The following is a 24,652-nucleotide window of genomic DNA, read 5'->3' as shown; positions in this document are numbered from 1 at the left end:
CATAAATCGATACCAGCGTATCCAGTTAAAAAGGGGAACCCGCTATGGCTGCCAAGAAAAAGGCCAAAAAGAAAGTTGCAAAGAAAAAAACCAGTACCCGTCGCGTAAAAAAAGAGGCGCCCAAAAACGCCTTTTACGCCCAGTCCGGCGGGGTGACCGCCGTGATCAACGCCAGTGCGGCCGGCGTGATTGAAACCGCGCGCAACAACAAGAACAAGATAGGCAAGGTCTATGCCGGCCGCAACGGCATTATCGGCGCGCTGACCGAGGATCTGATCGATACCAGCAAGGAGTCCGCCTCCGCGATCAAGGCGCTGCGCCATACGCCCGCTGGCGCCTTCGGCTCCTGCCGTTATAAATTAAAGAGCCTGGAAGACAACCGCCGCGAGTACGAACGGCTCATCGAGGTGTTCGAAGCGCACAACATCGGTTACTTCTTCTATAACGGTGGCGGCGACTCGGCCGACACCTGCCACAAGGTCTCCATGCTGTCAGAGAAGATGGGCTATCCGGTGCAGGCGATTCATGTACCCAAGACCGTGGATAACGATCTGCCCATTACCGACAACTGTCCCGGCTTCGGCTCTGTGGCCAAATACATTGCCGTCTCCACCCGCGAGGCAAGCTTCGACGTACAGTCCATGGCCAAGACCTCAACCAAGGTCTTCGTCATCGAAGTCATGGGTCGCCATGCCGGCTGGATTGCCGCCGCCGGTGGCCTGGCCTCCAGTGAAGACACCGAGATCCCGATCGTGATCCTGTTCCCGGAAGTGAAGTTCGATCAGAAGAAATTCCTGGCCAGGGTCGATCAAATGGTCAAGAAACACGGTTATTGCTCGGTCGTGGTTTCCGAAGGAGTACACTGGCCCGACGGTCGTTTTCTGGCCGAATCCGATCGCAAGGACGCCTTCGGCCACGCCCAGTTGGGTGGTGCCGCCACAGTGATCGCCGAGATGGTGGGCAGTGAACTGGGTTACAAGAACCACTGGGCCGTTGCCGATTACCTGCAACGCTCCGCGCGCCATATCGCCTCCAAGACCGATGTGGACATGGCCTATGCCATGGGCAAGGCGGCTGTACAACTCGCCATCAAGGGACACAATGCGGTAATGCCCACGGTGGATCGCATCTCTAACAAGCCGTTTAAATGGAAAGTCGGCATGGCGCCGCTGTCCAAGGTTGCCAATGTCGAGAAGATGATGCCGGATAACTTCATCACCAGGGATGGCTTTGGTATCACCAAAAAATGCCGTGACTACATGCTGCCGTTGATCAAGGGCGAGGACTATCCGCCCTACAAGGACGGCCTGCCCAGGTATGTCCGGCTGAAGAACGTGGCTGTTACGAAGAAACTGAAAAACTTCACCGTATGACCGGTTAACAAAAACAACCATAAAGCAGTAAGCAGTTGGGGCGGTTCTACCGCCCCGTTTTATTTACAAAAGCAATTTTGAATGCTTAAAAGTTCTGAGTACTTAGTACTTAGTACTTAGTACTTAGTATTGAGGGTAAGCTGATTTTTCATTCGTCAACGTTGTTTATCAATGCGGTTTTTCGCTGCTCGGGGGAAAGTTTCGCAAGCCGCTCTACCTCCGCATAGAACGCCGTCAGATCGCCGTTATAATGATCGAGCAACTTTTCAAACCGATCAACCTGCTCGCGGTAAGTCGCGATCAGTGCCAAATGAGCGTTGTTTAACGGTTGTTGCATCCATTCATCATAACCGTCATAGCCGTTCCACTGCTGTTTTAGCTGTCGATAGGCCTGCTTGAGATCGGCAAAGTGTTGTTGCTTTTGCTCACGCTTGACCGCAGCCGGTTGCTGGCTGGCATACAGCCGGGCCAGCTTTTCCCGGGTTTCAAGTAACAGCCCATGGAACCGGGCGCGACGCGCCACTGTTTGCCGGTATCGATCGACCTCTTCGTGCCGGCCCTGCGCTTCAAACCTGCGTCTGACGCCCTCCTGTTGAACAAACACGGCAAAGCCTTCGTTAAACGCCGGGTCATCCTCGATATAGATTTTCTGATGCGCCAGCTCATGAAAAAGCACGCCGAGGCGGCTGGCTTCATTCTTTAACAGCATGGTATTGAGCAGCGGATCATCAAACCAGCCCAATGTGGAATAGGCGCGCGCGCCGGCGACATGGGTATCGTCACCTTGCTGCTGCAGTTGTTGCGCATACGCCTGTGCTTTGTATTCGGCAAAATAGCCGCGATAATTAAGACACCCGGCAAACAGGAAACACCATTGCCGGGGTTTCACCGACAGCTCGGGCGTGGCGATCACATTCCATACCGCATACTCACGGCCAATGTCGGCGTAATAACGGTAACTGTCATTATCCGGCAGCAGCAGAACATCAACGGCAAAACGGCGTGCCTGTTGAAGCTGAATCAGCGCCTGACGCACGGCATCGCGGGTACCGGGATCCTTGATGACCTCACTGACCGGCCGTTGCTGGTTGAGAATCCCGGCATGGCCGTTGACCGCATCGAGATAATAGGTGAGGGTGCTGCAACCCGGCAGGGTGATGACGATCACAAACAACAGCAGGAGGGTACGCACAGAATCGCCTTTTCGGTAAATTGTCGGCGGGCGACGCCGATACAGGAATGAATCTACTATATAATAGTGTGTCAGATTTTCTACACCTTTTGTGCGAGTGATTATGGACAGTCCGGTCAAACCCGATACCCGCCCCCTGCATCAGGCCATCGCCCGTCTTGGCGAGATCATCGTCGGCAAACAAGAGTCGATTCATCTGGCCGTCACCTGCCTGCTGGCCCGCGGCCATCTGCTGATCGAGGATCAGCCGGGGGTGGGTAAAACCACCCTGGCCCATGCTATCGCCGCGGTTATGGGACTCCAGTATCAGCGTATCCAGTTTACCAGCGATCTGCTGCCCGCCGACATTCTCGGGGTATCGGTCTATGAGCAGGCCACGGGGCAGTTCAAGTTTCACCCGGGGCCCATCTTTGCCCAGCTGGTTCTGGCCGACGAAGTCAACCGGGCCACCCCCAAGACCCAGAGCGCCTTGCTCGAAGCGATGGAGGAGCGTCAGGTCACCATGGAGGGACAGACCCGCGATCTACCCGAGCCTTTTTTCGTGATCGCGACGCAGAACCCGACCTATCAGATTGGTACCTTCGCCCTGCCGGAATCGCAACTGGATCGCTTCCTGATTCGCCTGGAGCTGGGCTACCCGGATATCGGTGCCGAACGTGCGTTGTTAAGTGGCGTCGATCGCCGCGAATTGCTGGAGCATCTGGGGCCCGTCCTCGACCCCGAGGATCTGCTGATCTATCAGCAGGCGGTCAGTCGAATTTATGTCAGTGACGGCTTGCTCGATTACCTGCAGGCGATTGTCGCGCTGAGTCGCGAACACCCGGAGATCGTCACCGGTCTGTCGCCGCGCGCCGGGCTGGCGTTATTGCGCGCAGCCCGCGCCTGGGCGTTGCTGGCCGATCGGGATCATGTCCTGCCCGATGATCTGCAGGCGGTGTTGCCCGGTGTCGTCACCCACCGACTGCGCCCGGCGACGGGCGAAAGCGGCCACGCACTCGAGCGGCTGGTGCAACAGCTGCTGGACGTGCCGATCCCCTGAGCCGGCGATGCGCGCCGCTTCGCTGATCCAGCGCTTTAATCTGTCCCGTTTTCTCCAGGGCGATGCCCCCAGTCCCGCGCCCTGGACGCTCAACCGGCGCAATGTCTATATTCTGCCGACCCGGCAGGGGGTTTTTTTTGCCGTCACCCTGGCGGTGATTCTGATCGGGGCCATCAATTACAACAACAGCCTCGGCTATTTTCTCACTTTCCTGCTGGGCAGCATTGCACTGGTCGCCATCCTCCATACCTATCGCAATCTGCTGCAACTGCAGCTCCGTGTGGCAACGATTCCCCCGGTTTTTGCCGGTGGCGAGGTCAGCGTCCCGGTGATCCTGGCCAATCCCGGTCCGGCCACCCGCTACCGCCTCGCTTTTGCCGATCAGCCGTTCATGGTGTTCGATGTGCCGCCCGGGCGCCACACCACCGTTACCCTGCACAAACCGGCCGGCGCCCGCGGCTGGCAGCCCGTCGGCCGCTTTATCCTGGCCTCCACCTTTCCCCTCGGGTTGTTCCGGGCCTGGAGTCATGTCGTACCCGACGCGCAGTATCTGGTCTATCCGGCACCGGCGGCCGAGGAACGTCTGCCACAAGCCTCTCGCTACATGGCCAGCCTGCTGGGCGATCAGGGTCTGGGCAGTGACGACTTTGCCGGACTGCGCGGCTATCGCAGCGGCGATTCGCTTAAACACATTCACTGGAAAGCGCTGGCACGGGAACAGGGCCTGCTGACCAAACAGTTCGGCGGTGATCGCAGCGAGCGGCTGTGGCTGGACTGGCGCACGCTGGAGGGACTGGCGGTGGAGGTGCGGCTGAGCCAATTGTGCCGCTGGGTCCTGGAAGCCGAGCGGCAGGATCTGGAGTACGGTCTGTGGCTCCCGGATCGGCTCCTGGAACCGGGCCGCGGCCCGCAACACCGGCAACAGTGCCTTGAGGCACTGGCGCTGTTCGGCTGATCGCATGTTCCGCTCTGTGCGCCTGCCTCGCCCGCCTCTGGCCAATGGCCTGTTACTTTTCAGCATCTTGCTGGTGATCCTGCCGCATCTGTCGCACCTGCCGCTGTGGCTCGCCCTGGCCACGCTGCTGGCGATCGGCTGGCGGCTGCTACACGACGCCGGGTGGGTGCCACTGCCCAACCGCTTCGTGCGCACCGCGCTGGTGGTGCTGGCGATTCTTGCCCTGTTGGCCACCTATCGAACCTTGGTCGGGCGCGAGGCCGGCAGCGCCCTGTTACTGCTGATGCTGGCACTCAAGCTGTTCGAGATGCGCAGCTGGCGGGATGTCACGGTCGTGATCTTTCTTGCTTTCTTTGTCATGGTCACCGCCTTTTTGTTCAGTCAGTCACTGCTCATGGGCGCCTATATCCTGGTGGTCGTGACTTTGCTGATCGCCAGCCTGATCAGCTTTCAACATCCGGGGCGGGCTTTTCAACGCCAACCCTTGTTACGCGACTTGCGACTCGCCTTGCGGCTGCTGATCCAGGCACTACCTGTAGCGCTGATCCTGTTTGTGCTGTTTCCGCGCATTCCCGGCCCCCTGTGGGCACTCCCGGAAGATACCGCCAGCGCACAAACCGGCCTGAGCGATGAAATGGAGCCGGGGCGCATCAGCCGACTGGCCGATTCGAATGCGGTCGCATTTCGTGTTCAGTTTGACAGCACGGTACCAGCAGCGGAGCAGCGCTACTGGCGCGGTCCGATACTCTGGCAATACAACGGCCGCAAATGGCAAACCCGGCCGCATCAGATCCGCCTGCCCCAACAGTTCGATCTGGATCCCCTGGGTCAGACCGTGGACTATCAGGTGACCCTCGAGCCCCATAATCGCCAATGGCTGTTCGCACTGGACATGCCCGCAACACCGCCGGATAAGGCGCAGTTCAATAGCGAATACCAGCTGCTCGCGCGTCGACCTGTTAACGAGGTCTATCGTTACACCATGCGCTCCCACCTCGATTATCAACTGGATGCCACGGTTCTGCCGGAACGATCGCGTTATGTGGCGTTACCGGCAACAACCTCACCACGCACCCGTGAACTGGTGGCAAAACTGAAAGCGGACGCTGACTCGCCGGGCGCTCTGGTTAAGGCGGTGCTGGACTATTTTGCCCAACAACCTTTTTATTACACCCGCGAGCCGCCGCTGCTGTTCGATGATCCGGTGGACGAGTTTGTCTTCGAAACCCGGCGCGGCTATTGCGAACATTACGCTTCCGCCTTTACCGTGATGATGCGCCAGGCGGATATCCCCGCACGAGTGGTGACCGGTTACTACGGCGGCGAAATGAACCCGTTGGCCGATTACATGATCGTGCGCCAATCCGACGCCCATGCCTGGAGCGAGGTCTGGCTCGAGGGTCGCGGCTGGGTGCGAATCGATCCCACCGGCGTCATTCCCGCGTCGCGGGTGGAGCTGAGCGCCGATCTGGCCCGGCGCCAGCCCGAAGTGCGCAGCCAGCTCGACGCCGAGCGGCCCTGGCTACAGCAATCGATGCGTCAGGCCGGCTTTGTCTGGGACGCCCTCAACAACCGCTGGCAACAGTGGGTGATCGGTTATAACTCCTCGCGTCAAAATGCCCTGCTCAAAGCACTGGGGCTCGACAATATCAGCTGGCACAGCCTGATCGCGCTGCTGTTTATCGCCCTGGTTGTGGCCCTGCTGATCATTGCCGCTCTGTTGTTCAGACCAACACCCGAATCAGACGATCGCGCAACACGCCTCTACCGACGCCTGTTGCGCAAACTGGCGCGCCGCGGCTGGCATAAAGCACCCGGCGAAACACCAACGCGGTTTTGCCTGCGCCTCAGTCGCCGACAACCGACCCTGGCCGGCCCCCTCGGTCGCATTACCCGCTACTACCTGCTGTTACGCTATGCACCACTGAGCCGCGATGCATACCGGCAACAGTTAAAAACCCTCCGTCAGTCCGTGCGCCGATTTTCACCCTGACTGGCACTTATGGCCGGCGTGACAAAACCCCATGGCCTGCTGTTGTCAACCACTGTCTGGAATGATCATGCGCCGACATTCGCCCCGCACCCGACTCAAGCGCTTTATCAGCGATGAGCTCGATCTGTTAAAAGAGACCGTGGATGGGCTGGTTGCCCATGTCGAACAGCTCAAAGAGAGGCGATCGTCAGGTATCTAGCGCGCCAGGGTCACCGGGGCCACGGGGCCGAGCGTCGCGGGCCGGAGTTGACGCATTTTCGGCACCAGGGCAGCGAGCGTCGCCTGGCGATTGCCCGGCGCGGGGTGGGTGCTGAGAAACTGCGGCGGACCATCGCCGCCGGCTTTCGCCATCTTCTGCCAGAGCGTCACCGCGGCCTGGGGATCGTAGCCGGCCCGCGCCGCCAGTTCGATACCGATACGATCGGCTTCGGCCTCGGCAGTACGACTGTTGGGTAATTGCACGGCCAGTTGCGCGGCAATGGCGCCGACGGTCAAGGTTTTGTCGGATGCCTCTGTGGCGATCCCGACCGCGGTAACCCCCAGCTGCGTCGCCAAAGCCACCGACATCTGCTCGGCGGTATGGTTGGCCAGCGCATGGGCGATCTCGTGGCCCATGATCTGGGCCAGCTCGGCATCGGTCAATTTTAACTGCTCGAGCAGCCCGGTATAGACCGCCATGCGCCCGCCCGCCATTGCCCAGGCGTTGACCGTTTCGGCATCGTCGATGACCGCAACACTCCACTTCCAGTTCCGGGTGCGGGGATAACGCTGTATCGCCACATTGACCAGCCGACCGGTGATGACCTGCACCCGTTGATTGATAGCCGGATCGCTGACCAGCTTGTTTTCCTGGCCCAGCGTGCTGACCGTGTGGATATACGCTTTTTCCGACTCGCTGATCGCGGTTTCGGGCGAGATCAACATCAGTTGCGAGCGGCCGGTGGGACTGGTGGCACAACCGCTAACAAGGGCGATGATCAACACCGCCAACCAATAGTGAGATCTTTCCATCAGACGTGCTCCCTGGCAGTGCCCTATTTACCGATACAGAAACTGGAAAAAATTTTCCCGAGCAGATCGTCGCTGCTGACTTCGCCGGTGATCTCGCCCAGCACCTGTTGCGCCTGACGCAGATCTTCGGCCAGCAGCTCGCCGGCTCCATGTTCGCTTAACTGGGCCGCGCCATTGGCGATCAACTCATAGGCCCGTTGCAGAGCGTCAACATGCCGCCGTCGCGCCATGAACATGCCTTCACCCTGCGGAGTATAGCCCACGCAAGTCTTGAGATGATCGCGCAACAGATCGATACCGGTCTGCCGGGTTGCCGACAGGTAGAGCCAAACACTTTGTTCATCTTCATACAACCGGGCCGTCTGCCCGGTGAGATCGATCTTGTTATGAACCCGGGTGACCGGCAAGTGCGCCGGCAGTTGTTGCAGGATCTGTTGCTCGGGTTCCCCAAATCCCTGGCGGTCGTCGATGAGCAGCAAAACCCGATCGGCCTGTTCGATCGCCTGCCAGGTGCGTTCCATCCCCAGTCGCTCTACCTCATCACCACCCTCGCGCAGGCCGGCGGTATCGATAATGTGCAGCGGCAGACCGTCGATGCTGATCTCCTCGCGCAGCACATCGCGGGTGGTCCCGGCAATATGGGTGACGATGGCCGACTCGCGCCCGGCCAGGGCATTGAGCAGACTCGATTTGCCGGTATTGGGGCGACCGGCCAGCACAATGCGCATCCCTTCACGCAACAGCTGCCCCTGATGGGCCTGTTTGATCACCTCGGCCAGCTCGCGCTGTAACCAGTCGAGCTGCTCGGTGACCCGTTTATCCGAAAGAAAGTCGATCTCTTCCTCGGGAAAATCAATGGCCGCTTCCACATAGATGCGCAACTGGGTCAGCTGCTCGACCACGCTATGAATCCACTCAGAGAAAACCCCCTGCAGGGAGCGCTGCGCCGAGCGCGCCGCCTGCTCGGAACCGGCCTCGATCAGATCCGCCACCGCTTCCGCCTGCGCGAGATCCAGTTTGTCATTGAGAAACGCCCGCTCGGAAAACTCTCCGGGCCGGGCCAGCCGCGCCCCCAGCTCGACCACCCGGGCCAGCAGCATGTCCATGACCACCGGGCCGCCGTGGCCCTGCAACTCCAGCACATCCTCGCCGGTAAACGAATGGGGGCGGGGAAACCAGAGCGCCAGGCCGGTATCGATGGCCTGGTGCGCGCTATCATAAAAAGGGAGGTATTCGGCCTGGCGCGGTCGGGGCAGATGATCCAGCATCGCGTCAGCAATCGCCGCACAGGCCGGACCCGAAACCCGAATAATCCCGACCCCGCCGCGCCCCGGCGGGGTGGCCAGGGCCGCGACGGTGTCGGGGGCGTAAGCGCGTGAACTCGTTAAACCGTCAGTTGAACCGGAATTAGCGCGATCTCGCGAACTCACGCCCTCGCCACCTCACGCCTTCACCACATAACGGGTAATGTAGTACTGCTGGGCAATCGACAGGGTGTTGTTGACCACCCAGTACAGCACCAGCCCGGCCGGGAAGAAGGCAAAGAAGATGGTAAAGACAAAGGGCAAGGCCATCATGATCTTGGCCTGAATGGGATCCATCGGCGCCGGATTGAGTTTCTGCTGGATGAACATGGTGATGCCCATCAGCAATGGCAGAATAAAATAGGGATCCGGCGCGGACATGTTCTGCACCCAGAGGATCCAGGGCGCCTGGCGCATCTCGACACTTTCCAGCAACACCCAGTACAGCGCGATGAACACCGGAATCTGCACCAGGATCGGCAGACAGCCGCCCAGCGGATTAATCTTCTCTTTCTTGTACAGCTCCATCAACGCCTGGTTCATCTTCTGGCGATCGCCGGCGTGACGCTCCTTGAGCTGCTTCATGCGTGGCTGGACCCGGCGCATGTTGGCCATCGATTTGTAGCTGGCTTCGGAGAGTTTGTAGAACACCAGTTTGATCAAGATCGTCAGCAACACGATCGCCCAGCCCCAGTTGCCGACAAAGTCATGGATGAAATCGAGGATCCAGAACAGCGGTTTGGAAATGAAATGCAGCAGGCCGTAATCGACCGTCAACTCCAATCCCGGCGCGACTTCTTCAAGCCGATCCTGCAGCTTGGGCCCGACGAACAACCGGTTGCTCAGAGTCTGCTGTTCCCCGCCGGCCACGCGCAATTCATTGGCCGACTTCATCCCCAGCACATAACGGGTGTTGTTCTTGATATGCCGGCTATAGAAGGTCTGTGCTTCCTCCGCCGGCGGAATCCAGGCACCGAGGAAATAGTGCTGGATCATGGCCGCCCAGCCGCCGGTGATAGTGCGTTCCAGATCCTGGTCCTGCATGTCGGAAAAGTCGATCTTCTCGTATTTTTCTTCCGGCGAGTAGATCACCCCGCCCATGTAGGTGTAGACGAACCGGGGGGTGTCGATTTGCGAGATCTGGGTGCGCTGTAACTGGGTATAGAGATTGCCCCGCCACAGTTGATCGGTCTGGTTATTAACGGTATGGTCCACTTGCACGAGATAATCGCCGCGGGTGAACGTGTAGGTCTTGATAAATTCCACGCCTTCGGGACTTTCCCAGACCAGATCCACGCTCAGTTGATCCTGGCCCTCGCGCAGCCGATAGCGATCGGCCTTGGCCTGATAGCGGCTGTAATGGTTCGGCGCTTCGATCAGACTGTCATCGCCTTCGCGCTGGCGCTTGGCGGTAAACCCGGACTGGCTGACAAACAGGTTCGGCAGACTGTCGTTCATCAGCACCACCGGTTCATCCGGCCTGTCACTGGTAACCGGGTATTCGAGCAGCTCGACCCGCCGCAGATCCCCGCCGACCGTGTCGATTTCTGCACGAAAGACATCGGTCACCACCTCGATGCGCGATCCGCTTTCCAGCAGGCGACGCCCCTCACCGCCGCCCGACGGCACATCGGCCGAGCGGCTGTCGCTTTGGGCAGGGGTTTCGCTCTCATCGGCGCCCATCGGCACGTCGGCGCGATCGGCCCGGCTGTCACCGGCCTGATCGGTTTGTTGGGTCGTCCGGGGTTCAGGTTGCGGACCGAAGTCCCGTTGCCAGGCGTCCCATAGCAGGAAGAGGACGATGGCCAGGGCAATAAACAAGAGGGGGCGTTGTTGTTCCATTTACTTCTTCTTCTCTTTCTCTGGTACCGGGTCGATGCCCCCCTCATGCCAGGGATGACAACAACTGATGCGTTTGACGGCCATCCAGCCACCCCGCAAAGCACCGAACCGGCTCACGGCGGTCTGGGCATATTCGGAACAGCTGGGATAAAAACGGCAATGCTGGCCCAGCAGGGGGCTGATCAGATAGCGATAGCCACTGATTAACAGAATCAGGAGTCTGCGCATAGCGTTGCCAGCTTTTGCCAATGTAATTCCAGCACGTCGTGCAACTCCCGGTTACTTAACCGATCCGCGCCACTACGCGCCATCATGACAATATCCCATCCTACCAGTTTCGTCTGCCAGGCGCGAAAAGATTCACGGATCTGACGTTTGATACGATTACGATCCACCGCGCGTTTGATATGACGCTTGGGAATCGCCAGACCGAGACGGGCAAATGATTGATGATTGGATCTGACCAGCATCGTCAGAGAGGGATGATTAAAGCGCCGGGGGTAGGCGAAAACGTACCGGAAGTCGGAGGAGGTCAGCAGCCGCTGATGCCGAGCAAAGCGCCCGGTAGTCATCCACCGACTCCGGATCAGACTGCCAGACGATGGCGGCCTTTGGCGCGACGGGCGTTGAGGATCTTGCGACCACCGCGGGTTTTCATGCGGGCGCGGAAACCGTGCGTCCGTTTGCGTTTCAGATTGCTGGGCTGGAAAGTACGTTTCATGACCTAAACCATTGTTTATCGAACGATTTTATCGGCCATTTTGGCCGGCCGATTTGCCCTGAAAAAGGTCGGCAACAATACTGCGCCGGCCGCCATCTGTCAACTGTTCGAGACCAAAATCCCGCATGAAAAAAGGGCCCGCGGCTCTGTGGATAACTTTCGATGAAGGGTATAGACTTGGTGCCCCTTGGCCGGGGATCATAATTATTCCAACCTCACCATCTGTTTCAGGGGGAACCGTGTCCGACTCGCTATGGGATCAGTGTCTGCATCGCTTACAGGGGGAGCTGACACCACAGCAATTCAATACCTGGATACGGCCGCTGCACGCCGAATACGATTCCCATACCCTGCGTCTGCTGGCGCCCAACGCCTTCGTCAAAGAGCGGGTAGAAAACAACTTTATGACGCAAATTGCGGCGATCGCCTGCGATCTGGCCGGTTTATCCGTGCCCATCGTCACCGAAGTCGGCACCCAGGCGCCGCCTGACATGGCGCTGGCGACGGACGATCCGACGCCGGCCGCCAGCAACCCGCCGACCCCGGCGCGCAGTGCCACGGTGACCGCCCAGCCGGTCAGCTCGCGCAACACCAGCCTGAATCCCAACTTTACCTTCGACAATTTCGTGGAGGGCAAATCCAACCAGTTGGGCAAGGCCGCCTCCTTTCAGGTCGGGGAGAATCCGGGCAAAGCCTATAACCCGCTACTGATTTACGGCGGCGTCGGCCTGGGCAAGACCCACCTGATGCACGCGGTCGGCAACATGATCGTCCAGCAGAAGCCAAAAGCCAACGTGATTTATCTGCATTCCGAGCGGTTTGTCGCGGAAATGGTCAAGGCCCTGCAGCACAACACCATTAACAATTTCAAACGCTTCTACCGCTCGGTCGATGCGCTGCTGATCGACGATATCCAGTTTTTTGCCGGCAAAGAGCGCTCCCAGGAGGAGTTTTTCCACACCTTCAACTCCCTGCTCGAAGGGGGCCAGCAGGTGGTGATGACCTGCGATCGTTATCCCAAGGAAGTGGACGGCCTGGAAGAGCGACTTAAATCCCGCTTCGGCTGGGGGCTGCCGGTGGCCATCGAGGCGCCGGAGCTGGAGACCCGGGTGGCGATTTTAATGAGCAAGGCCCAGTTATCGGGGATCGAGATGCCCAGCGAAGTGGCCTTTTTCATCGCCAAGCGGATTCGTTCCAACGTTCGCGAACTGGAGGGCGCACTGCGCCGAGTCATCGCCAACGCCCACTTTACCGGCCGGCCGATCACCATGGATTTTGCCAAGGACGCGCTCCGGGATCTGCTGGCAATCCAGGACAAGCTGATCACCATCGATAACATTCAAAAGACCGTGGCTGAATATTTTAAAATCCGGGTCTCGGATCTGCACTCCAAGCGGCGCAACCGTTCCATCACCCGACCGCGCCAGATTGCCATGGCCCTGTGCAAGGAGCTGACCAGCCACAGTCTGCCGGAGATCGGCGATGCCTTCGGGGGGCGTGACCATACCACTGTACTTCATGCCTGCCGCAAGGTGGAAGAACTCAAAGAAGGGGATCAACGTATCAACGAGGATGTCTCCAACCTGTTAAGAACCCTGAGTACATGATGCGCATAAGCTGTGAACAAACTGTTTTCAACTTGACCCTTCTCGATCGGATGCGGCATCCTCACAGTTTATCCACAGCTCATACCGTCTTCATACCGGAGTTGTCTGCCACTTGTTAGGGTAGATAAGTCTATAATGCATAACCAAAAAATCGACTTATTAACAGTTTTTGGCTGGACTAATAGATCTAACAATAAGAAGATATATATTTAGGTATTTAATACTATGAATATCACTCTTGAACGTGAATCTCTGCTACGTCCACTCCAGGCGGTAGGCAGTGTGGTCGAGCGACGCCAGACGTTACCGATCCTTTCCAATATTCTGTTTTCCATCGATGCGGGCAAACTGACCCTGACGGGAACGGATCTGGAAGTAGAGATGGTGGCACAACTTCCGGTGGATGCCCCCGACAGCGGAGACATTACCCTGCCGGCAAAAAAATTCATCGATATCTGCCGGGCGTTGCCGGAAAATGCGCGACTCGATCTTCAGCTCGAGCAGGACAAGGCAATCATTCGCTCGGGGCGCAGCCGGTTTACCCTGGCCACCATGCCGGCGGCTGAATTTCCCAATATCGATCCCATCGACTCGCCACTGGAATTTTCTATCCCCCAGCAGCAGCTGAAGAAACTGATCGAGCAGACCCAGTTTTCCATGGCCCAGCAGGATGTGCGTTACTACCTTAATGGCCTCATGCTGGAGTTAAGCCAGAATCTATTACGGGCCGTGGCGACCGACGGGCATCGCCTTGCTGTTTGTGAACTGGAAGCCGAACTGCCGGTCAGCGAATCCCGCCAGGTTATCTTGCCGCGCAAAGGGGTGACCGAGTTGATGCGCTTACTGGAGGAGAGCGAAACCACGGCGCGCATTCAGCTGGGTGAGAATCATATTCGGGTCGAATTGCCGGATATCAGTTTCACTTCCAAATTAATCGATGGAAAATTCCCAGATTATCAACAAGTTATACCAAAAGATCCGGCCCGTATTGTTAGCTGCGATCGCCAGCCGCTCTATGAAGCGCTGCATCGTGCCGCGGTGCTGTCCAACGAAAAATACCGCGGGATGCGGTTGACGCTCTCCGCCAATCAACTCAAGGCGACGGTGCATAACCCCGAGCAGGAAGAGGCCGAAGAAGAAGTGGAAGTCAGTTATGATGGGGATGAGTTCGAAATCGGTTTTAACGTCAGTTATTTCCTTGATGCCCTCTCTGCGCTGAAATCGGACCAGGTGACCATCGGTATGATCGATGCCAACCACAGCTGCCTGATTCAGGGCAATGAGGACCTCAACAGCCGCTATGTGATCATGCCGATGCGGCTCTGATGACAACAGGATGAGTCTGGTCCACCTGGAGATTGCCCGGGTTCGCAATTTGAGCTCGGTACAGATGGCCCCCTGTGACCGGATTAATCTCATCCATGGGCAAAATGCCAGTGGCAAGACCAGCCTGCTCGAGGCGATCCATCTGCTCTCCCTCGCGCGTTCTTTTCGCACCAATCCGATACAGCACGTCATTCAACGGGATCACGACAGCCTGACTGTATTCGGCCGGATTCAGGGGCGGGGCGGTCAGACCACCGCAGTGGGCATCGAAAAGGGGCGGGATCTGACCCGGATCCGGATCAACAGCCAGACGGTCCGGAAAACCTCGGCCCTGGCGGCGGTCCTCCCGGTTCAGGTCATTAATCCCGATATTCACCGCATTCTGGAGCAGGGGCCCCGCTATCGCCGCCAGTTTCTCGATTGGGGTGTGTTCCACGTGGAACATACCTTCTTGCCGGTCTGGCAGGCCTATCACAAGGTGTTGCGGCAGCGAAATGCCGCGCTGCGGGCCCAATCGCCCCCTACAGAAATTCGCTACTGGGACGCCCAGCTGATCGAGCAGGGCCAGCGCCTGACCGAATTACGGCGGCAGTACGTCGCTGCATTAACACCCTGGCTGGCACGGTATTGTCAGGCCCTGTTAGGCAGCGTGCCCGAAATGCATTACCTGCCGGGCTGGGCCCAGGATCTCGATTTTCAGGCGGCACTGGAAAAGGGATTTGAAGGGGATCGCCAGCAGGGATTCACCCACAATGGCCCCCATCGGGCCGATCTGGTGCTGCGTCAGGAAAAAATGCCGGTGCAAAATCACTTCTCCCGGGGTCAGCAAAAGTTGTTGGCCAGTGCGATGCGTCTGGCGCAAATTGCCCAGTTCCGGGATGTCCGCGATCAGATTCCGGTACTGCTTGTCGATGATCTTCCCGCGGAGCTGGATCCCGATCGTCGGGCCCGTTTGCTCTCCCTGCTGGTGGAATCGGGTGCGCAATTGTTCGTCACCGCGACCGAAGTGGGACTGATCGACACTGCAGGTTGCGAGTCGGTCAAAATGTTCCACGTGGAACACGGTGCGGTGCAAGAAGTGGTATAATGGTGAACCGACTGGAGGTCTCCGCCCAATGAGCGAAAAAATCTACGATTCCTCGAACATCAAGGTCCTGAAAGGGCTGGATGCCGTTCGTAAACGGCCCGGCATGTACATCGGGGATACCGATGACGGCACGGGCCTGCACCACATGGTTTTTGAGGTGGTGGACAATTCCATTGATGAGGCACTGGGCGGCTACTGTAAAAATATTGAAGTGACCATCCACAGCGATGGCTCGGTCACGGTCCGTGATGACGGGCGCGGGATCCCGACCGATCTGCACGAAGAGGAAGGTAAATCGGCGGTGGAAGTCATCATGACCGTGCTGCACGCCGGTGGAAAATTCGATGACAACTCCTACAAGGTCTCCGGCGGACTGCACGGGGTGGGGGTTTCGGTGGTCAATGCGCTTTCCGAGCAACTTAAAATCACAATCCGCCGCGACAACAAGGTCTATCAGCAGGAGTATCAACTGGGTGAACCCCAGTATCCGCTCAAAGTGATCGGGGAGACCGAGCAGACCGGCACCGAAATCCGCTTTAAGCCCAGCACCGAGATTTTCACCGATACGGAATTTCATTACGATATTCTGGCCAAGCGTCTGCGCGAGCTCTCATTTCTCAATTCCGGCGTGCGCATTGTTCTGACCGACGAGCGGGAGCCGGACAAGCAGGATATCTTTGAATACGAAGGGGGGATCCGGGCGTTTGTCGAACACCTCAATCGCAAGAAGACCCCGCTGCATGAAAATGTCTTCTATTTGAATACGGAAAAGGATGGCATCTGGGTCGAGCTGGCCATGCAGTGGAATGACTCCTACCAGGAGAACATTTACTGCTTTACCAACAATATCCCGCAGCGCGACGGCGGCAGTCATCTTTCCGGCTTTCGCACCGCGCTCACCCGGACACTAAATAATTATATTGAAAATCAAGGGCTTGGAAAAAAAGCCAAGGTCAATCCCACCGGGGACGATGCCCGGGAAGGGCTCTGTGCCGTATTGTCTGTCAAGGTCCCCGATCCCAAGTTCTCTTCCCAGACCAAGGACAAGCTGGTCTCCTCCGAAGTGAAAAGCGTGGTCGAGTCGGTCATGGGGCAGAAGTTCAGCGATTACCTGCTGGAAAGCCCGCCCGATGCCAAAGCCATCTCATCGAAAATTGTCGATGCCGCGCGCGCCCGGGAGGCGGCGCGCAAGGCCCGGGAAATGACCCGCCGCAAGGGGGCGCTGGATGTGGCCGGGTTGCCGGGCAAGCTGGCCGATTGCCAGGAGAAGGATCCCAGTCTTTCCGAACTGTTCCTGGTGGAGGGCGATTCGGCCGGCGGTTCCGCCAAGCAGGGCCGGGATCGCCGCGCCCAGGCGATTCTGCCGCTCAAGGGCAAGATCCTGAACGTGGAGAAAGCCCGCTTCGACAAAATGCTCTCTTCGGTGGAGGTCGGCACGCTGATCACCGCACTGGGTTGCGGGATCGGTAAGGACGAGTTTGATATCAACAAGCTGCGCTATCATCGCATCATCATCATGACCGATGCCGATGTTGACGGCTCGCATATCCGCACCCTGCTGCTGACCTTCTTCTATCGTCAGATGCCGGAGCTGATCGAGCACGGCTATATCTATATCGCCCAGCCGCCGCTGTACAAAATCAAGAAGGGTAAACAGGAGCGTTATCTCAAGGACGATCCCGAGCTCAACGCCTATCTGCTGCAGACGGCTCTGGACGGCGCCGAGTTGCACGTCAACGAGACCGCGCCCCCGCTCAGCGGGGAAGCGCTCGAAGAGCTGGCCCGTCAGCACATGCTGGTCAATGATACCCTGCGGCGCCTGAGCCGGCGTTATCCGCAAATCGTGCTGGAAAAAATGATCTACATGCCCGGACTGAAGGATGAACAGCTGTTGGACAACGACGGCATGGCCAGATGGTTTGCCGAACTGCAGCAGCGTCTGGAGAACGATGACACTACCAACAAGCGCTTTCAGTTCGAGTTCAAGAGCGACGCGAACGAAAGCGGCAGCTGGCAGGTGACCGTGACGGCCATTCGCCACGGGATCAGCAGCGATTACCGGTTTACCCGCGAGTTCTTCGAGATGGGTGAATACAAGGCAATTCGTACCCTGGGCGAACAACTCGACGGGTTGCTGGAAACGGGGGCCTATATCCAGCGCGGCGAGAAGCGGCAGCCGGTAATTGCTTTTCGTCAGGCGATGGAGTGGTTGCTGGAGGACGCCAAGCGCGGCCAGCATATCCAGCGCTACAAAGGACTGGGCGAAATGAACCCCGAACAGCTGTGGGAAACCACCCTGGATCCCGATTCGCGGCGACTGTTGCAAGTGCAGATCGAGGATGCCGTTGCCGCCGACGAGATCTTTACCACCCTGATGGGCGATCAGGTCGAGCCTCGCCGCGACTTCATCGAAAGCAACGCGCTTAACGCCAACAACCTCGATGTCTGAAAACTCGATGTCTGAAAAGTAGACCTGTTTTACCTCAGGTCATGTCTCATTGTCGAGACCCATGGGTCGGCGTAAAGTCGTTCATCGGAATGCAGCTTGCCGCGAATGGCGGCTGTCAACGGTGTCTGAAACGGCTGTGCCAACCCATGAATCATGACTGATCTGCATTGCGATCCCGGCTTTCAGCAACTACTGGCCCAACATTTTTCGATTACTGCACTGGAGCAGCAGTCGGGGACGGTGTATGGCTTATGGCCGGATTTGACCCTGGCTTATATGAATCCGGCCTGGTTCCGTTTTGCCCGCAATAATCAGGGCGAACCGGCCATAAGCCGGCAGTGGCAGCGGGGGCGTGCGGTGACCGAGGCCTTGCCGGACGTTTTGCATCCCTTTTATGTCGAATTGTATCTGCGTAGTTTGGAACAGGAAGATGATACGCCGCTGGAACATGATTATGAGTGTTCCTCACCGGCGCACTACCGGCTGTATACCATGACGCTGCATAATCTCGGCTGCGGAGCGGGGCTGCTGATTATCAATTCCAAGCGGCAGGTGGCACAACATCGGCGTATCCCGCAACAGGCCGATCCGCGTTGGTATGTCGATGAGTGGGGTTCTCTGGTTCAGTGCAGCCATTGCCGCTGTTATCGAAACAATCAACAAAAAAATCACTGGGACTGGATCCTGACCTGGCTAACAACCCCGCCTGATAATCTCAACCATACACTTTGTCCTGACTGCTTTAATCATTACTACAGCTTTACTGGCTGAACCTGCAATAAAGCCTGCCTGATTCCAGCGCGACCTTCTTTTGTTTACCGCTATCGTTTCGTGTTGCTTTGATCGCTGCAACGCATGCCTCAACCTTGTGTTGCGAAATAACGTCATAAACAAAAAATACAAAGGACCGGAATGAAAAAACATCTGCGGAGGATAGTGCATCAGGCGTGGCTCGGCTGTTGCGAATACCTGGGGCCGGTGACGGCGGATCGGATTCTGGGCCAGGCGGTGGCCGAAGTGGAACAAAAAACCCGCGGTGAGGCAATCTCACCGCGGGTTTTATTGTAGTCAGCCAGTTGTCCCGGTTCAGGCGGCAGCGTTGGTGTCGTGTTCCTTGTGGTATTCCACCACCCGCTCGACTTCCTGCTTTGAACCGAGGATCACCGGGACCCGCTGATGCAGCTCGCTCGGTTGCAGCTCCATGATCCGTTCACGGCCGGTGGAACTCATGCCGCCGGCCTGTTCCACGATGAACGACATGGGGTTGGCTTCGTACATCAGGCGCAGTTTGCCGGTTCCGCCACTGGCTTTCATCTTCTCGTCCATCGGATAGAGGAAAATGCCGCCACGGGTCAGGATGCGATGAACCTCGGCGACCATGGAGGCGACCCAGCGCATGTTGAAGTCCTTGTCGCGATCGCCGGTGGTGCCGGAGAGGCATTCGTCCACATAACGTTTGACCGGCGGTTCCCAGAAACGCATGTTGGAGGTGTTGATGGCGAATTCCCGGGTTTCGGCGGGGATGGTCAAATTCGGATGGGTGAGGATGAACTCGCCGATATTCTGATCCAGGGTAAAGCCGTTCACGCCGTTGCCGGTGGTCAGTACCATCATGGTCGACGGGCCATACAGGGCGTAACCGGCACAGATCTGCTCGGTACCGGCCTGCAGGAAATCCCCGGCGCCCGGATCCTGGCAAGCGCCCTTGCAGCGCAGGATGGAGAAGATGGTCCCGACCGAGACGTTCACATCAATATTGGAGGAACCATCCAGCGGATCAAAAGTGAGTAAGTACTTACCACGAGGATACTGCCGGGGAATAGGGTAAATCTCTTCCATTTCCTCAGAGGCCATGGCGGCCAGGTGGCCCGACCACTCGTTGGTTTTGAGGAATACGTCGTTGGAGATCACATCCAGTTTTTTCTGATCCTCGCCCTGCACGTTTTCCGTGCCGGCCTGGCCGAGCACATCGATCAGCGCGCCGTGGTTAACCAGGTTGGAGATCTCCTTGCAGGCGGTCACGACGTCGTTCAACAGGGAGGTGAAATCACCGGTCGCGCCCTCGATGCGGCGCTGTTCCTCGATGATGAACTGGGTAATGGTGATTCTTCCGTCTCGCATGCTAGCCTCGATAAATTCGGTTGTCTGTTCGATCCGGCCCCGGCGCGGCGGGATATCCGCTGCCGGGGTAAAAGATAAGTATATCAATATTAACCGATATACTGAACCGCCAGCGCGTCGGCACCGGCCTGAGGCTTACTTTTGTTGTGGTTTTTCTGTGATCCCGGAAAGATAGTCGAGAAACTTTTGCCGGGCGGTCTCCCCCGCCAGGGCGTTATTGTGCCCGGCCTGCTCAACCACCCAGCGCTGTTTGGGCTCCCTGGCAGCCGTGAACAGATCCTGGCTGTGATGCGCCGCGATGACCCGATCGTCTGCGCCCTGGATAATCAATAGCGGGATCGGCGAGATCGCCCCGATATGATCGATGGGCCGGAATTGATCGGAGATGGTGTAGGACAGGGGCCACTGCAGGGCCCAGGTGAGCCACCAGTTTCCCAGTGCCTCGCGGGCCACCTGGCGATAGCTGGTAAAGGCGCCCTCCAGCATCACCGCCCGTACCTGATTGAAATGATCCGAGCGGGGCGCGGCGGTGACGCCCAGCGAGGCCCCGAGGCTCTGGCCGTAAATCACCACCCGATCAGGATCGATCGGCAGCTCGCTGAACAGGTAATCCAGCGCCGCCGGGACATCCCGATGCAGGCCCGCCAGAGAGGGTTCACCCTGGGAATGGCCGAAGCCGCGATAATCGAACAGGAAGACATTGTAACCGTAATGCGGTAACCACCAGACAGCCCGCAGGTGGGTGCTGATGTTCTGCGCATTGCCGTGCAGGAAAAAGACCGTGCCTTTGGCCTGTTCCGGTTGCGCTTTTTCCAGGGCCGGGATAAACCAGCCGTGCAACAGCCGATCGTCCGATGTACGGAAAAAATGGGTCTGGCGCTCGATACCCAGATCCTCGGGAATCGGATAATGGCCTTTTTCCGGATGGAAGATCAGGTGGTTACAACCCCCCAGGGCCAGCAGGAACGGAATAAGCCACCACCGTCTCATTTCAGATACCAGTGCCAGGAAAGATTAATCGTATCGGTGGTCTGCCCGTCAGGGCCACGACGCAGCCACTGCAAGCGTACCGAACTGTCGCGGTTCCAGTGAAAGCTCTGCGCGACACGGTGCTCGACATAGGTGAGATCCAGATCGTCGGCAAAGCGCTGTGAACGGGAATTGAGCATCAGTCGCCAGTTCGGTGTGAAATCCCAGATCAGGCCCACATTCGGTCCAATGCCGGCCGACAGGCTGTGATCGAGTCGATCGTGACCCAGCAGGGTCGCATCGGCCAGGGTATAGAGTTTAGCGCGGTCGGACAGGGAAAAAGCCAGCCCGCCGCCGCCGTTGAGGGCAAACACCAGCCGTTCATCAGGCGAGGCGTCGATAGGCCAGCGTTCCAGTCCCATGTTGAATTTCCAGGAAACCGGTTTGAAAAAATCATCCCGGCCCACCAGCGAGACAATATCCACCAGGCGAAACGCATGGATCCGGGTTTTGTCGCGATCGAAATCGTGGCGCAGACTCAGATCGAAAAAATTAATCTGGGCGCCGTCCGTATAGCCGGCGCGCGGATCGAGCAGATCATGATAGGCCGGGCGCAGGCGCAACTCGATTACGTCGCGATGATCGTCGTTGACGTAGCCCAGGGCGATACGGGATGAACCGTGGCCCTGATCCAGGCGGATCGGTGGTGTGGGAACTGCCGGCATCCCGGTCTCTGTCGGGAGCGGGTTGCGTTGCATGAGCAGTTGATAAGAGCGTTTGGCGATCGCATCACGATCCGCCTCGCCCTGATTGTGTCGATACTGGACATAATCATAGGCGGTCTCGTAGATCACCGCGCGTCGGGACGGATCGAGCTGCTGAAGCGACGGATCGTCCACCGGCAGGCGGCCATCGGCGAGATCCAGTACCAGCGCCTGTTCCTCATCAGTGAGCCGGGAAAGGACATGCTGGATGCGGCTGCGTTGCGAAGGTCGATAGATAGCACGCGCCAGCAGCTTTTCCTGTTCCAGCGCCACATGGACGGTATCGCCGGGAATGGCGAACCAGTCAAATTCATCAGCGGTATGCATGCCCGGTCGGGCGATGTCGAGCAACTCGAGCAGCCGGTAGGAACAGTTTTCCAGGAAAAAGTAATAGGCAAAATCGACCTGCCCGATCTCCCAGGCATGGCGCAGCAGGCGATCGATTTCCTCGGTACTGAAATTCAGCTGGTATTCCCAGATATCGCGGTTTTCCATCTGGTTATACTGATTGACCTTCTCGTAATACGGCATGATCGAGAAACGTCCCGGATAACCGCCAAGAATGCCTTTAAAAGCGAACATCACCCCATTGGTTTCGTCGGTCTCGGCGGCGTAATTAATCGAGTAGGAAAAAAGCCGGGTGCTCTCGGTTTGATCCTGGCGATCGATACGAATCAGGGTATGGCCAAACATGGACGACGGGCTGTTGTCCGTACCGGCGGGAAAGATCAGTGTCAGCCGATGGGGATCAATGGTGTTATACCAGTCAGTGAAACGCTGGCAGGTGCGGGGTTCGAGTCTGTCCGGGTCAAAATCCAGTTGTGAATTCAGCCAGTGATAACGGGCGATAAAGCGGCACTGCGGATTTTGCTGCTGGTCGGTTTCTTCCAGATCGGAAAAGAAGGCCGCCAGGGTCGCATTGAGTTCCGTTTCGGGATTGTGATGCCCGTCCGGCGCGTTAAAAAAATCACGGCTAAGGACTTCACTGGTATAGCCGCCGAAAAGGTCCGGCTTGTAATGAACGAGTTTCAGCCAGTAGGGGTGCTGTGCCAACTGTAGATGTTGAGCACGTTCGACAAGTTCATCCAGGTACGAATTGGCCCAGGTCTGGGCGGGCAATAACAGAATAAAAAGAGAGAAACAGATGACGCAAGCGAAGTAATACAGCCATTGGTGAGTTTTTGTTTTACCCATAGAAAAGCACCCGGTGTATCACCGGGTGCTTTATTGACCGCTTCAGGTTGATTTAAACCGCGTAGCGAGAGAGCACTTTGTCAGAGGCCATGACGTCGTTCAGCGAGGTCAGAACCTGCTCTGAAGTCACGTTCTCGGACGGGAAGATACGGGCAAAGTTTTCCTTGCTTGCCTTGAAGAAGGCCGGCTTGTGCTCGTCGGCAATGTCCATCAGATCAGCCATGGTTTCCAGTGCTTCACCCTGACCCACGGACATATCGCGGGCAAGCCGTTCCATGTTGGTGCCGGTAAAGGCATCCGCAGCGGCATATTGCTGAACAACCCCGTCACGGGCGCAGCCGGCCGTCCCGGAAGTGATACCGAAAGTCTGGTTACCGATTGAACAGGTTCACAAATATTGTTGATCTAGTTTTCGTCCGGAACAAGACGCACCATCTCACCTTCAATAAAGGTTTCGGCTTCGGTTAAAATCTGGTCAGCCGATTTGTCTTCACTGTCGATGGGCGGGCCAATGACCATGCGAATGGTGCCGGGCCGCTTGAGAAACTGGCCCTTGGCCCAGAAGTAGCCGGCGTCGTGAGCGACGGGTACAACCGGATAACCGGACTCGGCGGCGAATACCGCGCCGCCGACCTTGTAGCGGCCCCGGGCGCCGGGACGTATCCGGGTGCCTTCGGGAAAAATGACGACCCACAGTCCGCGTTTGAGACGTTCGGTACCCTGCTCGATGATCTGGCGAATGGCGTTACGTCCGGCCGAACGATTGATGGCAATCGGGTCCATGCGTGACAGGCCCCAGCCGAAAAAGGGCAACCACAGCAGTTCACGTTTAATCACGAAGGTCAGCGGCGGAAAGACCTGTTGCAGGGCGATGGTCTCCCAGGTGGACTGGTGCTTGCTGAAGATGATCGCGGCCGAGTCCGGGATGTTTTCGCGCCCTTCGACCACATAATCGAGCTTGCAGACGGTTTTAAGGACCCACAGGTTATAACGAGCGAACTGGCTGATAATGGAGTAGCGCCAGGAAAACGGCGCAAAATAAAACAGCAGGACGATACAGGTGATCACCACACTGGTGATAATCACCGACAGGCTGAACAGGCTGGAGCGAAGGAACAGCATTTAACCCTCCTCACGGGCGAGAAAATCATCAACAAAACGGGCAAGATCGGCATATACCGGCACACCTTCGACACCCTCACCCCTGGCCAATGTCTGCTCACCTTTGCCGGTCCGAACCAGGTAGGGCGTGGCGCCGACCGCGCGGGCCGATTCGATATCCCGCAGCGAGTCACCGACGACCGGGACATTTTCCAACGGGTGGTCGCTGAGATGGGCGATACGTTCCAGCAGGCCCGGCAACGGTTTGCGACAGTCACAGTGATCGTCCGGCCCGTGCGGGCAATAGACGATACCATCAACCCGGCCGCCCTGCCCGGCCAGCAGCTCGCGCAGTTTGTCGTGCATCTGCTGCAGCGTGGCCTCGTCGTAATAGCCGCGGGCAATCCCCGACTGGTTGGTCGCGACATAGACATGATAGCCGGCTTTGTTCAGGCGGGCGATCGCCTCCAGACTGCCCGGAATCGGCATGAACTCGTCGACGCTTTTTATATAGTCGTCGGAGTCGTAATTAATAACCCCGTCACGATCCAGAATGATCAGTTTCATAGCGATAGAGATTTACCACCAAGGCACCAAGACACAA

The 24,652-nt window shown here is 57.8% G+C and carries 24 protein-coding genes; 11 read left to right on the top strand and 13 right to left on the bottom strand.

The genetic code is table 11. The features are described 5' to 3' along the window. Nucleotides 1-44: 44 nt before the first annotated feature. A complete protein-coding gene (locus U5J94_RS03965) occupies nucleotides 45-1,373 on the top strand; it encodes a 6-phosphofructokinase (RefSeq protein WP_322564340.1) in 1,329 nt (442 codons plus the stop codon). A gap of 148 nt (nucleotides 1,374-1,521) precedes the next feature. Here U5J94_RS03965 and U5J94_RS03960 read toward each other — a convergent pair whose 3' ends face one another. After that, on the bottom strand, nucleotides 1,522-2,565 hold the full coding sequence (locus U5J94_RS03960) for an aminopeptidase (protein WP_322564339.1): 1,044 nt from the start codon (nucleotides 2,563-2,565) through the stop codon (nucleotides 1,522-1,524). 103 nt (nucleotides 2,566-2,668) lie between these two features. Here U5J94_RS03960 and U5J94_RS03955 point away from each other — a divergent pair, with 103 nt between their 5' ends. The 4 genes from U5J94_RS03955 (at nucleotide 2,669) to U5J94_RS03940 (ending at nucleotide 6,751) form a co-directional block, all read left to right on the top strand. Next, complete coding sequence (locus U5J94_RS03955) at nucleotides 2,669-3,604, top strand: AAA family ATPase (RefSeq protein ID WP_322564338.1); 936 nt, start codon at nucleotides 2,669-2,671, stop codon at nucleotides 3,602-3,604. A gap of 7 nt (nucleotides 3,605-3,611) precedes the next feature. Then, nucleotides 3,612-4,559 carry a DUF58 domain-containing protein gene (locus U5J94_RS03950; protein WP_322564337.1) on the top strand — a complete coding sequence of 316 codons (948 nt, stop codon included), beginning with the start codon at nucleotides 3,612-3,614 and terminating at the stop codon, nucleotides 4,557-4,559. Between the two features lie 4 nt (nucleotides 4,560-4,563). Beyond that, nucleotides 4,564-6,552 (top strand): DUF3488 and transglutaminase-like domain-containing protein, encoded by a 1,989-nt coding sequence (locus U5J94_RS03945; protein WP_322564336.1) that lies wholly within the window; start codon nucleotides 4,564-4,566, stop codon nucleotides 6,550-6,552. Between the two features lie 67 nt (nucleotides 6,553-6,619). Continuing rightward, complete coding sequence (locus tag U5J94_RS03940; RefSeq protein ID WP_322564335.1) at nucleotides 6,620-6,751, top strand: hypothetical protein; 132 nt, start codon at nucleotides 6,620-6,622, stop codon at nucleotides 6,749-6,751. Here the strand turns inward: U5J94_RS03940 and U5J94_RS03935 are convergent. Genes U5J94_RS03935 through rpmH form a run of 6 tightly spaced genes read right to left on the bottom strand, consistent with a single transcriptional unit; the run spans nucleotide 6,748 to nucleotide 11,430 of the window. Then, a complete protein-coding gene (locus U5J94_RS03935) occupies nucleotides 6,748-7,563 on the bottom strand; it encodes a M48 family metallopeptidase (RefSeq protein ID WP_322564334.1) in 816 nt (271 codons plus the stop codon). The genes U5J94_RS03940 and U5J94_RS03935 overlap by 4 nt on opposite strands. A 23-nt stretch (nucleotides 7,564-7,586) precedes the next feature. Next, on the bottom strand, nucleotides 7,587-8,993 hold the full coding sequence (mnmE, locus tag U5J94_RS03930; protein WP_322564333.1) for a tRNA uridine-5-carboxymethylaminomethyl(34) synthesis GTPase MnmE: 1,407 nt from the start codon (nucleotides 8,991-8,993) through the stop codon (nucleotides 7,587-7,589). 12 nt (nucleotides 8,994-9,005) lie between these two features. Further along, nucleotides 9,006-10,709 carry a membrane protein insertase YidC gene (yidC, locus tag U5J94_RS03925; protein WP_322564332.1) on the bottom strand — a complete coding sequence of 568 codons (1,704 nt, stop codon included), beginning with the start codon at nucleotides 10,707-10,709 and terminating at the stop codon, nucleotides 9,006-9,008. Further along, nucleotides 10,710-10,937, bottom strand: coding sequence for a membrane protein insertion efficiency factor YidD (gene yidD, locus U5J94_RS03920; RefSeq protein ID WP_322564331.1), 228 nt, complete (start codon nucleotides 10,935-10,937; stop codon nucleotides 10,710-10,712). It lies immediately after the preceding gene. After that, nucleotides 10,922-11,281 carry a ribonuclease P protein component gene (gene rnpA, locus U5J94_RS03915; protein WP_322564330.1) on the bottom strand — a complete coding sequence of 120 codons (360 nt, stop codon included), beginning with the start codon at nucleotides 11,279-11,281 and terminating at the stop codon, nucleotides 10,922-10,924. The genes yidD and rnpA overlap by 16 nt, the downstream gene beginning before the upstream one ends. Nucleotides 11,282-11,295: 14 nt before the next feature. Beyond that, on the bottom strand, nucleotides 11,296-11,430 hold the full coding sequence (gene rpmH, locus U5J94_RS03910; RefSeq protein ID WP_322564329.1) for a 50S ribosomal protein L34: 135 nt from the start codon (nucleotides 11,428-11,430) through the stop codon (nucleotides 11,296-11,298). A gap of 239 nt (nucleotides 11,431-11,669) precedes the next feature. Here rpmH and dnaA point away from each other — a divergent pair, with 239 nt between their 5' ends. From dnaA to U5J94_RS03880, 6 genes are all read left to right on the top strand, one after another. Continuing rightward, nucleotides 11,670-13,037 (top strand): chromosomal replication initiator protein DnaA, encoded by a 1,368-nt coding sequence (dnaA, locus tag U5J94_RS03905; protein ID WP_322564328.1) that lies wholly within the window; start codon nucleotides 11,670-11,672, stop codon nucleotides 13,035-13,037. Between the two features lie 225 nt (nucleotides 13,038-13,262). Continuing rightward, nucleotides 13,263-14,363 (top strand): DNA polymerase III subunit beta, encoded by a 1,101-nt coding sequence (gene dnaN, locus U5J94_RS03900; RefSeq protein WP_322564327.1) that lies wholly within the window; start codon nucleotides 13,263-13,265, stop codon nucleotides 14,361-14,363. Nucleotides 14,364-14,373: 10 nt separating this feature from the next. Further along, nucleotides 14,374-15,450, top strand: coding sequence for a DNA replication/repair protein RecF (recF, locus tag U5J94_RS03895; RefSeq protein WP_322564326.1), 1,077 nt, complete (start codon nucleotides 14,374-14,376; stop codon nucleotides 15,448-15,450). Nucleotides 15,451-15,478: 28 nt separating this feature from the next. Continuing rightward, nucleotides 15,479-17,899 carry a DNA topoisomerase (ATP-hydrolyzing) subunit B gene (gyrB, locus tag U5J94_RS03890; RefSeq protein ID WP_322564325.1) on the top strand — a complete coding sequence of 807 codons (2,421 nt, stop codon included), beginning with the start codon at nucleotides 15,479-15,481 and terminating at the stop codon, nucleotides 17,897-17,899. 153 nt (nucleotides 17,900-18,052) lie between these two features. After that, nucleotides 18,053-18,670: a hypothetical protein gene (locus U5J94_RS03885; RefSeq protein ID WP_322564324.1), complete on the top strand. Its 618-nt coding sequence runs from the start codon at nucleotides 18,053-18,055 to the stop codon at nucleotides 18,668-18,670. 141 nt (nucleotides 18,671-18,811) lie between these two features. Beyond that, nucleotides 18,812-18,967 (top strand): hypothetical protein, encoded by a 156-nt coding sequence (locus tag U5J94_RS03880; RefSeq protein WP_322564323.1) that lies wholly within the window; start codon nucleotides 18,812-18,814, stop codon nucleotides 18,965-18,967. A gap of 18 nt (nucleotides 18,968-18,985) precedes the next feature. On the opposite strand, the gene U5J94_RS03875 is transcribed toward U5J94_RS03880, so the two are convergent. From U5J94_RS03875 to gmhB, 6 genes are all read right to left on the bottom strand, one after another. Then, on the bottom strand, nucleotides 18,986-20,020 hold the full coding sequence (locus U5J94_RS03875; RefSeq protein WP_322564322.1) for a class 1 fructose-bisphosphatase: 1,035 nt from the start codon (nucleotides 20,018-20,020) through the stop codon (nucleotides 18,986-18,988). A 135-nt stretch (nucleotides 20,021-20,155) separates the two neighbouring features. Continuing rightward, entirely contained in the window at nucleotides 20,156-21,010 is an 855-nt protein-coding gene (locus U5J94_RS03870; protein ID WP_322564321.1) for an alpha/beta hydrolase, read from the bottom strand. Next, complete coding sequence (locus tag U5J94_RS03865) at nucleotides 21,007-22,947, bottom strand: DUF4105 domain-containing protein (protein ID WP_322564320.1); 1,941 nt, start codon at nucleotides 22,945-22,947, stop codon at nucleotides 21,007-21,009. Before U5J94_RS03865 ends, U5J94_RS03870 begins: the two co-directional genes overlap by 4 nt. A gap of 52 nt (nucleotides 22,948-22,999) precedes the next feature. Continuing rightward, nucleotides 23,000-23,326 (bottom strand): DUF3015 family protein, encoded by a 327-nt coding sequence (locus tag U5J94_RS03860; RefSeq protein WP_322566465.1) that lies wholly within the window; start codon nucleotides 23,324-23,326, stop codon nucleotides 23,000-23,002. A gap of 26 nt (nucleotides 23,327-23,352) precedes the next feature. Further along, the gene (locus U5J94_RS03855; protein ID WP_322564319.1) at nucleotides 23,353-24,069 is read right to left on the bottom strand and encodes a lysophospholipid acyltransferase family protein; all 717 of its coding nucleotides are present in this window, start codon (nucleotides 24,067-24,069) and stop codon (nucleotides 23,353-23,355) included. Next, nucleotides 24,070-24,615, bottom strand: a complete 546-nt coding sequence (gene gmhB, locus U5J94_RS03850) for a D-glycero-beta-D-manno-heptose 1,7-bisphosphate 7-phosphatase (protein ID WP_322564318.1) — start codon at nucleotides 24,613-24,615, stop codon at nucleotides 24,070-24,072. Nucleotides 24,616-24,652: the final 37 nt, after the last annotated feature.

Source organism: Thiohalophilus sp., from assembly GCF_034522235.1.
GTDB lineage: Bacteria > Pseudomonadota > Gammaproteobacteria > UBA6429 > Thiohalophilaceae > Thiohalophilus.
The sequence above is the reverse complement of the archived record's forward strand: the minus strand, read 5'-3'. Positions and strand labels throughout refer to the sequence as shown.